This is a genomic window from Streptomyces sp. NPDC017202 (assembly GCF_044331705.1).
In the GTDB taxonomy this organism is placed as follows: Bacteria; Actinomycetota; Actinomycetes; order Streptomycetales; family Streptomycetaceae; genus Streptomyces.
Genome location: NZ_JBIRNP010000005.1, coordinates 114559 through 128140, shown reverse-complemented (window position 1 = coordinate 128140; position 13582 = coordinate 114559). Strand labels below are relative to the sequence as shown.

Sequence of the window (13582 nt, the reverse complement as noted above, 5' to 3'; positions counted from 1 at the left end):
GAAAACGGGTGCGTTGACGCAGGTCGACGCCGGTCGCGCACGCTCGGCGTGCGGACCTGGGCCGACCTGGGCCGGCGGGGTGCCTGATCCCACGGGTCCGATCGTGCGAACACCTGTGGATCTTGTGGCCCCGCCGCAGACTTTACGTCAACTTGAGACGGAGGAGTCTCCCGGAAGAGTGATAAGAATCCGGCAACCCCGCTCGGATTCGGCCACTCCGATCCGGCCGCCGTGCAGATCGACCGCCCAGCGGGCGATCGCCAGTCCCAGTCCGGTGCCGCCGTCGCTGCCCGGACCGTGCGGACGGCGGACGGCGCCCCGGTTGAACCGCTCGAACACGCGGTGCCACTCCGAACGCGGGATGCCGGGGCCCTCGTCCAGGACCTCCAGCTCCAGCGACTCCGGCAGCGGCCCGCGCCGTGCCCTGACCGTCACCCGTCCGTGCGGTGGGCTGTGCTTGACCGCGTTGTCTATGAGGTTGGCGACGACCTGGTGGATGCGCTCCGGGTCCGCGTGCGCGGTCAGCTCCGGAGGGGTCACGTCCAGGTGCAGGTGGACGTCCGTGCGCGTGTGGCTGCCGCCCGAGCCCATCGTGGCGCGCGCCGAGGCGACCATGTTGGCCTCCTTCAGCACCCCCGACAGGTACGGCCACACCTCGAAGCGCCGCTTGCGCAGCGGTACGACGCCGTTGTCCAGGCGGGACAGGTCCAGCAGGGTCTCCACCAGCCGCCCGAGCCGCTCGGTCTGTTTCAGCGCCGTGCGCATGGTCTCGGGGTCGGCCTCGGCGATCCCGTCGACCACGTTCTCCAGGACGGCGCGCAGACCCGCGATGGGGGTGCGCAGCTCGTGCGAGACGTTGGCCACCAGCTCCTTGCGCTGACGGTCCTGCGCCTCCAGCTCGTCCGCCATGACGTTGATCGTCCGGGCCAGGTCGCCCAGCTCGTCACGGCGCTTCTCGCTCACCCGGCGGGTGTAGTCGCCGTGCGAGATGGACCGGGCCACGGTGTTCATCTCGTCCAGCGGCAAGGTGAGCGAGTGCGCCACGAACTGCGTGATCAGCAGGGTCGCGATCATCGAGAAGACCATGATGAAGCGCAGCTCGGTCTCGGTGCGCATGGCGATCATCATCAGCCCGGTGGTGATCAGCACCGAGATGACGACCAGCGCCCCCAGCTTGGTCTTGATCGAGAACGGGCGCACACCGCCCCAGGGCTCCCCGGGGCTTCTCGGTCCGTCCGGCCCGCGGCTCATGGCGTCGGGGTCTCCAGCGCGTAGCCCACGCCGTGCACCGTGCGGATCCGCTCGGCCCCGATCTTCCGCCGCAGCGCCTTGATGTGGCTGTCGACGGTGCGGGTGCCCGAGGCGTCCGCCCAGTCCCACACCTCCGCCAGGAGCTGCTCACGGGAGAGCACCGCGCGCGGGGTGTTCGCCAGGCACACCAGCAGGTCGAACTCGGTGGGCGTGAGGTGCACGTCCTCCGAGCGCACCCGGACCCGGCGCTGCGCGTGGTCGATCTCCAGCTCGCCGAGCCGCAGTATCCCGCTGCGCGGCGTCGAGGCCGCGACCGCGGCGCGCTCCACGCGGCGCAGCAGGACGTGCACGCGCGCGGCCAGCTCCCGCATGGAGAACGGCTTGGTCATGTAGTCGTCGGCGCCGACGCCGAGCCCGACCAGCATGTCGGTCTCGTCGTCGCGCGCGGTGAGCATCAGTACCGGCACCGGGCGGGCGGCCTGCACGCGACGGCAGACCTCCAGACCGTCGAAGCCGGGCAGCATGATGTCGAGGATCAGCAGATCGGGCTGCCAGGCCTCCGCGGTGTCGACGGCCGCCGGGCCGTCACCCGCCGTTTGCACGAGGAATCCCTCGGCGCGCAGGCGGGCCGCGATGGCGTCGACGATCGTGGGGTCGTCCTCGACCACCAGGACCCGGCGCTGCGCACCGGGTGTCGCCGTCGCCGTGCCGTTGTGCGCGGTGTGTGTCTGCTCCATCGCCCGCCCCTGAAGTGTGCTTTCCGGAATCAGTGGGGTGATTCCTTTTCTGCGCATGACTGCGGTTGACGCCTTCATCACCTGCGTCAGGGCAGCAGCGTACGGGGAGTCACCACGGCTTTGCTATCCAGGCCGGACGGCGAGGTGCACGACGTCCGGCACGCCTCGGGCAACCGGGATCTCTTCGGTACGCACCTGTTGGAACCCGGCATTCCCCAAGGTTCCCTCGAATTTGGGAGACGGCTGGGCGGACCATACCGCGAGCACCCCGCCGGGCCTCAACACCCTTGCGCAGCTTGCGAGTCCGGCCGGCGAGTAGAGACCGTCGTTGCCCTCCGTGACGGTCCAGTCGGGCCCGTTGTCGATGTCGAGGCACAGGGCGTCGAACGTGTCGGATGTCTCATTGACGTGGTCGAGGAGATCGGCTTCCACGACGGCGGTGCGCGGGTCGGCGAGGGCGGCGCGCGAGACGGTGCCGAGCGGGCCGTCGAGGTGCCAGTCGATGACGGCGCGTTCGCGCTCGACGACGGTGATCCGGCCCCACCGGGGGTCGGCGGCGGCGTGTGCGAGCGAGAATCCGACGCCCAGACCGCCGATCAGCACGTCCGGTGCGGGGCGGCCGTCCAGCGCGGTGAGCGCGGCGTCCATCAGGAGGCGTTCCGAGCGCCCGTCGGAGGTGTCCATCAGGAAGCAGCCGTTGGCGATGATCTGGAGCAGCTCCCCGTGGCGGCGCAGGACGACCTCGCCGTAGGGGCCCTCACGACGGTCCAGGACTTCGGGGGAGTCGTAGGAGATGGGCATCGGACCATCTTGGCACCGGCCCTGACGGTTGGTTGAGGAATATCGGGCGGAGGGGCGTTCGAACGGAGGTGATCGGGGTAGGCGCGGTTGACGTCGGCCGGTACCGCCGATGTCCGAGAGGTTGCCGTGAACCGGCCGGCACGTGGCGCCGGTCACAGACAGGGGCGTCCCGGAGGGCGAAGGGTGCGGGGGAACGGAAGGAGCGCCTCACGGTGGAACGCACGCCGACCGGTACGGCGGCATCGTCCGGCCCGTCCGGCCCGCCGACGCGCCTCCCCGACGCCCGCGGCCTTCTGGACGGCGTCCCCCGCCAGCGGGCGGCGGCCGGGCCCGGCGGGCGCGGTCCGTCCGCGCCCCGGCTCCCGGGCCCGGCGCCCGACCGGACCCGCCCGCGGCCGTGGCACCTGCTGCCCACCCCCGCCGGCACCCCCTTCACCTTCTTCTATGCCCTCGTCCTCGCCGTCACGTCGTACGCCGCCGCGCACGCCGACCCCGCACTCGTACGGGTCCTGCACGAGAACTCCAGCACCGACGTCGCGCACCTGCTGCGGGCCCCGGTGCCGGTGCTGGTGGCCAGCGCGCTGTGGGTGGCCGGTGGGATCGCGTCGCCGTTCGTGCCCGGCTTCCTGGTGGTCCTCACCGCGCTGGAGCGGCGCGTGGGAGGCGTCCGTACGGCCGGCGTCTTCCTGCTCGGGCACGTCCTGGCCACCCTGGCGACCGAGGTCCCCGTGGGCCTGGCCGTCCTGGTGGGTCACCTTCCGGACAGCTCGCTGCACCGCCTCGACTACGGCATCAGCTTCGGCGTCGCGGCGAGCGTCGGCGCGTTGGCCGGCCTGCTGGGCCCCTGGCCGGGCCGGCTGCTGCTCGCGGTGTCCGGCGGGATGCTCCTGAAGGACCTGCTCGCCCTCACGGACCCGCTGAGCAACTGGGGCCACCTGATCGCGCTGGGGATCGGTGTCGCGACCTGGCCGTGGGTGCGGCGCCCGGGGAGCGGCCCGCGTGAGAGGCAGGGGGCGGCGGTGCCCGGCGCCCGTGCCACGCGCGCGTGGTGCGACTGATCGGCTAGCCGGTGGCCCCGCCGGTTCCCGTGAACTTCGCGCTGGTCAGCGGCGCTGTCACCGTCCACCCCAGTGACTCGTAGAGGGCCCGGCCGGCCGGGGTTCCCGCCAGGACGCCCGTCTCCGCGCCGTCCGCGGCCGCCTGCTCCGCCAGGAGGCGCACGACGAGGCCGCCCAGGCCGCGGCGCCGGTGCCCGGGTGCGGTCTCGATCTGGTCGACCACCGCCGTGGCGCCGGTCGGGGCGACCTGGCCGCGGGCCGCGAAGGAGCCGTCGGGGGCGGTGACCAGGAGGCGGGTGACGCCGCCGCGCGTCCAGCGGCGCAGGCGGTGGCCGTCGGGCACGCGCGGGTGCCCCGTCCGGGTCGGCAGCGGCACGGTCATCAGCCAACCGGGCTCCGGATCCACCCACCAGCCCGCCCCGAGCCGGCCCCCGACCAGCGCCGGGTCCTGGAACACCTTCAGCCACACGCCGGTTCCCCGCACGCCGTCCGCGACCTCGCGCACGGTCTCCTCCTCGACGGCGTCGCCGACCGCCGCGAGGACGTGCCGCGACACGTGCGCCGGCTGTCCCACGTCCACGGTGAACCCCCACGGCTCCCGCACCGGCGGAGCCGCCCCGCGCGACACGACCCAGCCGTCCACCCATGCCCGTACGACGCCGTCCACGAAGTCTCCCGTAATAGTCTCTCGCGCTCTTTAGCTATTACCGAGACCTTATGCCGTCGCTCGTCGGCGACGGCAGGCGTGATCGCTGACAGCGAACGGCGGCCGGGGTGGGGAACATTCGGAGACTCACGTGCATTGAGTCGGCATAACTCAACTTGACTGCCTAAGGGGAGATCATGGCTGCTGAGTCCGCAGCGTTCACACCGCTCACCCTGCCCGTGCTGCCGCTCGACGACGAGGTCGTGCTGCCCGGGATGGTGGTTCCGCTCGACCTCAACGACAACGACGTACGCGCCGCGGTCGAGGCCGCGCAGGCCGCCGCCCGGTCCGAGCCCGGCAAGCCCAGGGTCCTCCTGGTGCCGCGCATCGACGGGTCGTACGCGGGCACCGGCGTGCTGGGCACGGTCGAGCAGGTCGGCCGGCTGGCCGACGGCGACCCGGGCGCCCTGATCCGCGGCCGCGGCCGGGTGAGGATCGGCGCCGGCACCACCGGCCCCGGGGCGGCGCTGTGGGTCGAGGGGACGAGGATCGACGAGAGCGCACCCGATCCGCTGCCCGGCCACGTCGCCGAGCTGGTCAAGGAGTACAAGGCGCTCGCCACCGCTTGGCTGCGCAAGCGCGGCGCCTGGCAGGTCGTCGACCGGGTCCAGGCCATCGACGACGTCTCCGCCCTCGCCGACAACTCCGGCTACTCGCCGTTCCTGACCACCGAGCAGAAGGTGGAGCTGCTGGAGACCGCCGACCCGGTCGCCCGGCTGAAGCTCGCCACCCGCCAGCTGCGCGACCACCTCGCCGAGCAGGACGTCGCCGAGACCATCGCCAAGGACGTCCAGGAAGGCGTCGACAAGCAGCAGCGGGAGTTCCTGCTCCGCCGGCAGCTGGAAGCCGTCCGCAAGGAACTGCGCGAGCTGAACGGCGAGCAGGAGGGCGAGGAGTCCGACGACTACCGCGCCCGCGTGGAGGCCGCCGACCTGCCCGAGAAGGTGCGCGAGGCCGCCCTCAAGGAGGTCGGCAAGCTGGAGCGGTCCAGCGACCAGTCCCCCGAGGGCTCCTGGATCCGCACCTGGCTGGACACCGTCCTGGAACTGCCGTGGCACGAGCGGACCGAGGACGTCTACGACATCCGGGGCGCCAAGGCGATCCTCGACGCCGAGCACGCCGGCCTGGAGGACGTCAAGGAACGGATCACCGAGTACCTCGCGGTGCGCAAGCGCCGCAGCGACCGGGGCCTCGGGGTCGTCGGCGGCCGGCGCGGCGGCGCCGTGCTCGCGCTCGTCGGCCCGCCCGGCGTCGGCAAGACCAGCCTCGGCGAGTCCGTGGCCCACGCCATGGGCCGCAAGTTCGTCCGCGTCGCCCTCGGCGGCGTGCGCGACGAGGCCGAGATCCGCGGCCACCGCCGTACGTACGTCGGCGCGCTGCCCGGCCGGATCGTGCGCGCGATCAAGGAGGCCGGGTCCATGAATCCGGTGGTCCTGCTCGACGAGATCGACAAGGTGGGATCGGACTTCCGCGGCGACCCGGCGGCGGCCCTGCTGGAGGTGCTCGACCCGGCGCAGAACCACACCTTCCGGGACCACTACCTGGAGGTGGAACTGGACCTGAGCGACGTCGTCTTCCTGGCCACCGCCAACGTCCTGGAGGCCATCCCGGAGGCGCTCCTCGACCGCATGGAGCTGGTCCGCCTCGACGGCTACACCGAGGACGAGAAGGTCGTCATCGCCCGTGACCACCTGCTCCCGCGCCAGCTGGAGCGGGCGGGGCTCGCCGCGGACGAGGTGACCCTCGAGGAGGGCGCGCTGCGCAAGCTGGCCGGCGAGTACACGCGCGAGGCCGGCGTGCGCACCCTGGAGCGGTCCGTCGCCCGGCTGCTGCGCAAGGTCGCGGCCCAGCACGAACTGGGCGAGCGGGAACTGCCGCTCACCGTCCGCGAGGAGGACCTGCGCGAGCTGATCGGCCGGCCGCACCACGTGCCCGAGTCCGCCCAGGACCCGGCCGAGCGGCGCACCGCGGTGCCGGGTGTCGCCACCGGGCTCGCGGTCACCGGCGCCGGCGGCGACGTCCTCTTCGTCGAGGCGTCCCTGGCCGACCCGGAGACGGGCGCCGCGGGTCTGACCCTGACCGGTCAGCTCGGCGACGTGATGAAGGAGTCGGCGCAGATCGCGCTGAGCTTCCTGCGCTCGCACGGCGCCGAACTGGAACTGCCGGTCGCCGACCTGAAGGACCGGGGCGTGCACATCCACTTCCCGGCGGGCGCGGTGCCCAAGGACGGCCCGAGCGCGGGCGTCACGATGACGACGGCCCTGGCGTCGCTGCTGAGCGGACGGCTCGTGCGCACCGACGTGGCGATGACCGGCGAGGTCTCCCTCACCGGCCGCGTCCTGCCCATCGGCGGGGTGAAGCAGAAGCTGCTCGCCGCGCACCGGGCGGGTGTGACGACCGTCGTCATCCCCAAGCGCAACGAGCCCGACCTGGACGACGTCCCCGCGGAGGTGCTGGACAAGCTCGACGTCCACGCCGTCACCGACGTCCGCCAGGTCCTGGAGCTGGCGCTGGCCCCGGCGACGAACGGGGCCGCGCCGGAGGTTCCGGTCGCCGCGTGACGCCGGTCCCCGCCGCGGGCCCGGCCCGCGGCCGGAACCGGACGAGGGAAGGCCCGGGTTTCGTGAGGGAGGCCCGGGCCTTCACCGCGCGCGGGCCCGGCGGCCGTACGCGGCCCGGCTGCCGTACGGGGCCCGGCTGCCGGCGGGGGCGGCGAGCCGGTCCGGCGCCCGGTCGGAACGACAGGGGCCGCCGGCCGGTGGGGGAGCGCGGCGGCCGGCGCCGGCCGCCGGAAGAAGCCGCGAAAGCGGGCCCGGAGCGCGGAACGGGGGTCGGAGGACGCCGAAGGTCCAGGCCTGCGAAATACTGGGAGAGCTGCGGCAACGGCGGGAACGGGCGAGAGCTTCCGGCGCGGGAAACCTGATCAGGAGTGCTGACGTGCACGAGGACGGAAACGGCGACGGACGCGGGAACGCGCCCGGGACGTCGCCGAGCGGTGCGCCCGAGGCGTCGCCGGGTGACGCCCCGCACGCGTCGCCGGGCGGTGTGGACCGGGAGTTCCTCTCCCTGGAGCGGGAGCTGACGGTGCTGCTGCGCCGCGCCCGCGCCAACCAGGGCGAGATGGCCCGCGAGGTCCACCCCGACCTGGAACCCGCCGCCTACGGCCTCCTCGTCCGGCTGGAGGAGCTGGGCCGGCAGCGCGCGACCGAGCTGGCCGCCTACATCGGCGTCGGCAAGGCCACCATGTCCCGCCAGCTGCGCGCCCTCGAAGAGCTGGGACTGGTCGCCCGCGAGCCCGATCCGGCCGACGGACGGGCCTGGCTGGTCGCCCTGACCGAGGAGGGCCGGACCCGGGTCGGCCGCGTCCGTGAGGCCCGCCGCGCACGGTACGTCAGCCAGCTCGCCCACTGGGACCGCGGCGCCGTCGCCGAACTCGCCCGCCTGCTGCACGAGTTGAACCAGGGCATGGCCAAGTAGACGACCCGCGGCGAAAGCTCCGCGAGGGCCTGCGCGGGCCTGTGTGTTGGGGGGGATCAGAACTCCACATAGACGGCTGTGGCGTCGTCGTGCGCCTTGGCCCGGCCCAGGAACACCCGCTCCGTGTCCGCCCGTTCCAGCTCGCGCACCCGCTCCACCACCGCCTGTGCGCCCTGCTCGGCGACGCGGGCGAACAGGTCCGCCCAGTCGCCCTCCCGGAACGTCTCCACCCAGCGGGTGACCCCGTCGCTCAGGGCGGCCAGGGCCGCCACGCCCCCGCGCGGGACGGAACCGGTCACCGCGCGGGCGGCCACCGACGGATCCGCGGCGGCCGTGAAGAAGCCGCCCTCCCGGTTGCGGGCGCGCGCGTCGCAGATCTCCGCGCTGGCCAGCAGGGCCCGCGGCACCCGGTCGAGGCGGTCGTCGCGGACCGCCGTGACCGTGCCGTCGGGAGAGGCCAGCAGAAGGACCGCGTCGCACAGCACCAGGTAGTCGACCCGCTCCGGCGACCAGCGCGCCACGGCCACGGTCGCCTGCGGGGTGCGCGGGTGAGAAAGGTCACAGGTTCCGGCGTGCGCCTCGGCGGTACGCGCGAGGGCCCGGCTCAGCGCCTCCGTCAGGGGAACATCCGGGAGGGAAAGGGTCAGTTCGGTCAGGGCGCCGCCCAGCCGTGCGGTGAACCAGGGGACCGAATGCAGACAGCCCGAGCTGCCCGCGGGCGGCGTCACCCCGTCCAGGACGACCAGCGCACCGCCCTGTCCGGAGGCGGGAAGGCCGACACTCGCGAAGTCCTCGTTGGGCCGGCCGCGATCGCCGGGCTCCGACACAAGTTCCGTACGCATCCGGCCAGTCTGCACGACCCCTTCACGCTCTCTCCGAAAGGCCGGCGATGCCCGCCGAGTCGACGCGCCCGCGCAGGTCAGACGCCTGTTTTGGGCGGTAATGAAGCACTCCGGGAAGGCGTGGCGGCGAATACTGCCAAAGGCTGCCGCTCACGTCCAACCGGCCCGCCGGGCACCGCCGTCGCACACGCCGGGGGAACTTGCCCGCCAACTCCCCTCCGATGTTCACTCCTTCGGGTGGCGGGGCATGCGATGCGCGACCCCTGCCCACCGGCACTGGGAGGGTCGGGAACCGTACCGGACAGGACACGCCACTTGACGGTGTGTCATCCGGCCCATGGGTACACGAGTCAGGAATGCGAGCACCGGTGCAGAAGACGCGGCCTCGGCGCCCAGGCAGCAACACGGCCTCCGAGGGGGGCGCGGAGCGCACCCCCGTCGGCAAGGGCCGCCCCACCCACGTACGCAACCGGCTGATCGTCGCGGTGGCGGTCGTCGCCGCCGCCATCGCCGGAGCGGGCGCGCCCGCCGTCCTCGACGCCTCCGGGCGGTTGAAGGACTCCCAGGACCTGGTCACCCTGGCCGAGCAGACCCAGGACGCGCTCGCGCTCGCCCAGGCACTCGCCGACGAACGCGACGAGGTCACCGTCTACGTCGCGGCCGGCCGGACCAAGTCCAAGGCGCCCTCTCCGGAGGGCAGCGCCCGCGTGGACCAGCAGGTGCGCGAGCTGACCGCCGACACCGACACGCCCGCCGCGCTCCGCAAGGACCTCGACGGCATCGCGACCGTGCGCCAGGAGGCCCTCACCGGCCGGAGCACCGCGCTCCAGGCCCACCAGGCCTACTCCGAGACGATCACCGCGCTGCACGGCCTGGCCGAGCTGCTCGCCGAGCACATGCCGCCCCGCGCGGGCTCCGGCGCGTACGCCCTCGCCGAACTGGACACCGCCGTCCAGCAGGCCGCCGCGACCCGCGGCCTGCTGCTCGCCGCACTGAACGTGCCCACGTCCACCGAGAGCGTCTACGACCCCGTCACCGGCGGGACCTCCACCGAGAAGGTCTCCTCCGACGCCGACACGGAGCGGCGCGACGCCCTGACGGCCGCCGCCCAGCAGGCCCGCCTGCGCTCCGACGCGTCCGTGACCGCCTTCCGGGAGAACGCGCCCGAACAGGCCGTCGAGTCCTACGACTCCACCGTCACCGGCACGGACGTCGAGACCGCGGAGAAGTACCTCGCGTCCCTCACCGACCAGCCGGAACTGAGCGACGACGACCTCGGGACCAGCACCAAGAAGCTCGACGCGGCGCTCGCCGCGCGCGTCGAGCTGATGCGCGGCGCCGAGTCCGCCCTCTACGACCGCCGCACCAAGGACCTCGCCCAGCTGCGCGACGACGACGTCACCGCGCTGGAGCTCCGCATCGCCCTGCTCGGCGCGCTGATCCTGCTGGCCGTCGGCATCGCCACCGCCATGGCCCGCAGCCTCACCCGCCCGCTGGCCGTCCTGCGCATCGGGTCCGCCCGGCTGGCCGGCGCCGAGAACCCGGCCGTCGAGGAGCCCCTCCGGTTCACCGGCCGCAACGACGAGTTCGCCCAGGTCGTCCGCTCCGTCAACGCCCTGCACGAGCACGCCGTCGCCCTCCACGAGCGCGTCACCACCCTGGAGTCCGACCGCAAGCACCTGGTCGGACAGCGCCAGCGGATGGCCGACGCCCGTGAGGAGCTGCGCGCCGAACTCGCCGACTCCGCCGCCCAGCTGGAGCGGCTGCGCGGCAGCATCGGCGGCACCTTCGTCAACCTCTCGCTGCGCACGCTGGGCCTCGTCGAACGGCAGCTCGCGGTCATCGAGGGCCTGGAGGAGCGCGAGCAGGACCCCGACCGGCTGGCCACCCTCTTCAAGCTCGACCACTTCGCCACCGTCATGCGCCGGCACAGCGAGAACCTCCTGGTCCTCGCCGGCACGGAACACGTCCAGCAGCACGCCGGCCCCATCCCGCTGGTCGACGTCGTCCGCGCCGCCGTCAGCGAGATCGAGCGCTACGAGCGCGTCCGCATCTCCGCGCTGCCGCCGCACGCGCACGTGGCCGGCTTCGCCGCCGACGACCTGAGCCACCTGCTGGCCGAACTCATGGAGAACGCCACCTCGTCCTCCCCGCCGGACCTGCCCGTCGAGGTCTCCGGCTGGCTCCTGGAGAGCGGCGAGGTCATGCTCTCCGTCCAGGACGAGGGCATAGGCATGACCGAGGAGCGCCTGGCCCGCCTCAACACCCGCCTCGCCGAGTTCGCCCCGGACTCGCCGTACGAGCAGGAGGGCGAGGAGGGCCTCGGCCTCGGCCTGTACGTCGTGGCGCGGCTCGCCCACCGGCACGGGGTGCGCGTGCAGCTGCGCGAGCAGAAGAAGGGCGGGATCGCGGCCGTCGTCGTCCTCCCGACCCCCCTGCTCGCCGCCTCGCCGGCCGCCGCGGTCCCCGCGCCGGCCCCGGGTTCCGCACCGCACGCCTTCGCCCTGCCCGGCGCCGACGCGGAGGCCAACTCCAACGTCCTGCCCGGCCGTCCGAAGTCCGGCGGCGACCCGCTGGTCGAGGCCGCCGAGCGGGCCGTACGGGCCGCGGAACCGGAGACCCCGGCCGAGACGACGATGGAACTCCTCATCCCGGCGGACAGGGACGCGGACGCGGAGGAGACGGCGGACGGGGAGGAGACGGCGGACGCGCACGCGGAAGCCGGACGGGAGACGGACACGGCGGCCACCGAACCGGCCGTCACCGAACCCGCAACCCCCGGACCGGAAGCCGGTTCCGCCCCCGAGCCGGAACCCGCACCCGGGGCCGCCGAAGACGCCGACGAGGCGGAGCACACCCGGACCCCCGACGCCTCGGAAGACGTCGTCACCGACAAGGGTCTCCCGAAGCGCACTCCCAAACTGACCTCATCCACCCCGGCCCCCCGCCAGCGGAGCGGGTCCGTGGACGCCGACGCTCTCCGCCGCCGCCTCGGTGGCTTCCGCCGGGGGGCGGAGGCCGGATACCGCGACGTGGAGGCGGAGATCGCCGAACGGACGGCCCAGAACAAGGTCCCGTCGTCCCAGGAAGCACACGCACACGCCGCAGAAGACACGGGGGGCACAGTCGAGGAGGCAAGCAGTTGACCGCGTCCAGTACCTTCGGACTGAGCAGTGAAGCCCGCAACCTGCACTGGCTGCTGACGAACCTCGTGGAGGAGGTGCCAGGCATCCAGTCCGTCGCCGTCGTGTCCTCCGACGGGCTGCTCCTGCTCTCCTCCGACCCAGGCCGCCACGACGCGGCGCGCGAGTCCCTGGGAGCCAAGTCCACCGGCCCGCGCGGTTCCGCCGCCGACCTGGCCACCATCGTGTCCGGCATCGGCAGCCTCACCATCGGCGCCGCCAAGCTCATCGGGTTCGGCGGGGTCAAGCACACGATGATCGCCATGGACGAGGGCAGCCTCTTCGTGATGTCGATCAGCGACGGCTCGCTGCTCGGCGTGCACGGCTCCGCCGACTGCGACATGAACGTGGTGGCCTACCACATGGCCCTGTTCGTGGGCCGCGCCGGACACGTCCTGACCCCCGAACTCCGCAGTGAACTGCGCCGATCCCTGGAGTCGGAGACGACGGGGAGCGGCCGATGAGCACGGCGCCGCAGAACCGCAGGCAGCAGCTCCCCGTCCGGGGCGGCGACCGCAGGCCGGCCCGCGTCCGCCCCTACTCGCTGACCGGCGGGCGTACCCGCTTCGGTCACGTCCTCCTCGTCGAGACGTTCGTGGCGACCACGGCCGAACTCGAGGCGCCCGAGGAACGCAAGGAACTGACGAACGGCTCCCTCACCACCCGGGTCATGCCGGAGATGCGGGCCATCGTCGAACTGTGCCGCCGGATGCGCACGGTGGCCGAGATCGCCGCGCTGCTGAGGATGCCGCTCGGCGTGGTCCGGGTGCTCCTCAGCGACCTCGCGGACCAGGGAAAGATCCGTGTGTACGGCACCGGGACCGGTCACGGTACGGGCCGTCCCGACCGCGCTCTGCTGGAAAGGGTGCTGAGTGGACTCCGTCGTCTCTGACGCCGACACCCCCTTCGGTGTGTCCCCGCTCCTCGACGAACCGGACGAGGAACTGAAGTCCTGGCAGACGGACCGCACCCGGGCCCCCGTCGCCACGAAGATCGTGGTGGCCGGCGGCTTCGGCGCCGGCAAGACCACCCTCGTCGGCACCGTCTCCGAGATCACGCCTCTCACGACCGAGGCGCTGATGACCGAGGCCAGCGAGGAGACCGACGACCTCACCGGCACCCCGGACAAGGTCACCACCACGGTGGCCATGGACTACGGCCGCATCACGCTCGACGACGACCTGGTGCTCTACCTGTTCGGCACGCCGGGCCAGCAGCGGTTCTGGTTCATGTGGGACGACCTGGTGCGCGGCGCGATCGGCGCCGTCGTCCTCGCCGACACGCGCCGGCTGAAGGACTGCTTCCCCGCGCTCGACTACTTCGAGAGCTGCGGGCTGCCGTACGTCGTGGCCGTCAACCACTTCGACGACAGCGAGCTGTTCGAGCCGGAGGACGTACGGGAGGCGCTGACCGTCCCGAAGCACATACCTGTCATGATCATGGATGCGCGTCGCCGGATCTCCGTGATCGAGACCCTCCTGGCCCTGGTGGGCCACGCGCTCGACGAAACCCCCGAGTAGGAGACAGC

General features: G+C 73.0%; 12 protein-coding genes. 7 read left to right on the top strand and 5 right to left on the bottom strand.

Features of this window, described 5'->3' with window-relative positions:
* Positions 1–147: 147 nt before the first annotated feature.
* The 3 genes from ACH4N1_RS13190 to ACH4N1_RS13180 all read right to left on the bottom strand — a co-directional run bounded on the left by ACH4N1_RS13190 (position 148) and on the right by ACH4N1_RS13180 (position 2789).
* Positions 148–1251, bottom strand: a complete 1104-nt coding sequence (locus tag ACH4N1_RS13190; RefSeq protein ID WP_398096856.1) for a sensor histidine kinase — start codon at positions 1249–1251, stop codon at positions 148–150.
* Complete coding sequence (locus tag ACH4N1_RS13185; RefSeq protein ID WP_398096855.1) at positions 1248–1988, bottom strand: response regulator transcription factor; 741 nt, start codon at positions 1986–1988, stop codon at positions 1248–1250. Before ACH4N1_RS13185 ends, ACH4N1_RS13190 begins: the two co-directional genes overlap by 4 nt.
* A 123-nt stretch (positions 1989–2111) precedes the next feature.
* Positions 2112–2789: a spermidine synthase gene (locus ACH4N1_RS13180; protein ID WP_398096853.1), complete on the bottom strand. Its 678-nt coding sequence runs from the start codon at positions 2787–2789 to the stop codon at positions 2112–2114.
* A 212-nt stretch (positions 2790–3001) separates the two neighbouring features.
* Here ACH4N1_RS13180 and ACH4N1_RS13175 point away from each other — a divergent pair, with 212 nt between their 5' ends.
* The gene (locus ACH4N1_RS13175; protein ID WP_398096852.1) at positions 3002–3847 is read left to right on the top strand and encodes a rhomboid-like protein; all 846 of its coding nucleotides are present in this window, start codon (positions 3002–3004) and stop codon (positions 3845–3847) included.
* Between the two features lie 4 nt (positions 3848–3851).
* Here the strand turns inward: ACH4N1_RS13175 and ACH4N1_RS13170 are convergent, their stop codons facing one another.
* Positions 3852–4514: a GNAT family N-acetyltransferase gene (locus tag ACH4N1_RS13170; RefSeq protein ID WP_398096850.1), complete on the bottom strand. Its 663-nt coding sequence runs from the start codon at positions 4512–4514 to the stop codon at positions 3852–3854.
* 176 nt (positions 4515–4690) lie between these two features.
* Between ACH4N1_RS13170 and lon the strand changes: the two genes are divergently transcribed.
* On the top strand, positions 4691–7114 hold the full coding sequence (lon, locus tag ACH4N1_RS13165) for an endopeptidase La (protein WP_398096848.1): 2424 nt from the start codon (positions 4691–4693) through the stop codon (positions 7112–7114).
* Between the two features lie 376 nt (positions 7115–7490).
* Positions 7491–8030 carry a MarR family winged helix-turn-helix transcriptional regulator gene (locus ACH4N1_RS13160; protein WP_398096847.1) on the top strand — a complete coding sequence of 180 codons (540 nt, stop codon included), beginning with the start codon at positions 7491–7493 and terminating at the stop codon, positions 8028–8030.
* A gap of 56 nt (positions 8031–8086) precedes the next feature.
* Here ACH4N1_RS13160 and ACH4N1_RS13155 read toward each other — a convergent pair whose 3' ends face one another.
* Positions 8087–8872, bottom strand: coding sequence for a protein phosphatase 2C domain-containing protein (locus ACH4N1_RS13155; RefSeq protein ID WP_398096845.1), 786 nt, complete (start codon positions 8870–8872; stop codon positions 8087–8089).
* A 368-nt stretch (positions 8873–9240) separates the two neighbouring features.
* Here ACH4N1_RS13155 and ACH4N1_RS13150 point away from each other — a divergent pair, with 368 nt between their 5' ends.
* The 4 genes from ACH4N1_RS13150 to ACH4N1_RS13135 are packed head-to-tail and all read left to right on the top strand — an operon-like array spanning position 9241 to position 13574.
* A complete protein-coding gene (locus tag ACH4N1_RS13150; protein WP_398096843.1) occupies positions 9241–12018 on the top strand; it encodes a nitrate- and nitrite sensing domain-containing protein in 2778 nt (925 codons plus the stop codon).
* Positions 12015–12518, top strand: coding sequence for a roadblock/LC7 domain-containing protein (locus tag ACH4N1_RS13145; protein ID WP_398096841.1), 504 nt, complete (start codon positions 12015–12017; stop codon positions 12516–12518). Before ACH4N1_RS13150 ends, ACH4N1_RS13145 begins: the two co-directional genes overlap by 4 nt.
* The gene (locus tag ACH4N1_RS13140; protein WP_382785603.1) at positions 12515–12946 is read left to right on the top strand and encodes a DUF742 domain-containing protein; all 432 of its coding nucleotides are present in this window, start codon (positions 12515–12517) and stop codon (positions 12944–12946) included. Before ACH4N1_RS13145 ends, ACH4N1_RS13140 begins: the two co-directional genes overlap by 4 nt.
* The gene (locus tag ACH4N1_RS13135; protein WP_363090986.1) at positions 12927–13574 is read left to right on the top strand and encodes an ATP/GTP-binding protein; all 648 of its coding nucleotides are present in this window, start codon (positions 12927–12929) and stop codon (positions 13572–13574) included. The genes ACH4N1_RS13140 and ACH4N1_RS13135 overlap by 20 nt, the downstream gene beginning before the upstream one ends.
* The last annotated feature ends 8 nt before the right edge of the window (positions 13575–13582 follow it).